The 927-nt window shown below is 55.4% G+C and carries 1 protein-coding gene and 3 tRNA genes; all 4 read right to left on the minus strand.

Translation table 11 applies throughout. From position 1 onward, the window contains the following. Positions 1-176, minus strand: a 176-nt coding sequence (locus AC07XB_RS38950; protein ID WP_492376385.1) for a GTP-binding protein, incomplete at its 3' end; no start/stop codon positions are given. A 43-nt stretch (positions 177-219) separates the two neighbouring features. Beyond that, positions 220-294: transfer RNA gene (locus tag AC07XB_RS38955), tRNA-Thr, on the minus strand. Positions 295-339: 45 nt separating this feature from the next. After that, positions 340-413: transfer RNA gene (locus AC07XB_RS38960), tRNA-Gly, on the minus strand. A 63-nt stretch (positions 414-476) separates the two neighbouring features. Next, a tRNA-Tyr gene (locus AC07XB_RS38965) sits at positions 477-562 on the minus strand. Positions 563-927 lie beyond the last annotated feature (365 nt).

Here is a 927-nt window from a genome sequence, read left to right on the forward strand (position 1 = left end):
CGTGCCTTTTCTTCCGGCGCTGCGTCGATTTCGTCGTACTTCTTGGCCGAACCGCCAAACTTGGCTGCCAGCACCGTAGCAATTGCTGCCGTCAGGGTGGTCTTACCATGGTCAACGTGACCGATCGTACCAACGTTCACGTGCGGTTTAGTCCGCGAGAACTTTTCCTTTGCCATTTCGCGACTCCTGTGTCGGTAGCGATATTGCTAGTGCGGTATTTGGTGCCCATGGGCAGGATCGAACTGCCGACCTCTCCCTTACCAAGGGAGTGCTCTACCACTGAGCCACATGGGCGAAACTTGAATGCTGCTTTTTAGAACTGCAAGAACCCGGGCAATCTGGAGCGGGTGAAGGGAATCGAACCCTCGTCGTAAGCTTGGAAGGCTTCTGCTCTACCATTGAGCTACACCCGCCGGGTTACCACGCTTTCTGCTTCACCGACACCTGCCGGGTACTCACTACTGCTTTGCAATTCTTGGTGGAGAGGGTTGGATTCGAACCAACGTAGGCGTAAGCCAACAGATTTACAGTCTGCCCCCTTTAGCCACTCGGGCACCTCTCCGCAGTGAACTTCTGATTATGGTGTAACTTTCCTTGGCTGTCAAGCACTTTCCGTACTATGCAAAGTAGGGAAGGACAGACTTCGGAGCGTTGACCTGGCACCAGCTAAGCTGCCCGATCGCACCATCATCGTCGGCGTTCAATAAAGAACACCTTCACCCTATAGGGGCTCGCCAGAGGCTCTAAAACGGCGTCTGGCGGCCTCTCGGGCCTTGCTTTGACGTCGATTTCGGCCAACTGGCTCGCCAGGCTGGCGGCTTGGACGCTGCTAGAGCCTGATCGCGCAAAACCGCAGCCGCAAAAGCAAAACCCCCCAGTACTTTCGTACTGGGGGGTTTCAAGGGAGAGCCTGGCGATTACCTACTT

The organism is Cupriavidus sp. GW821-FHT02F09 (assembly GCF_059421605.1).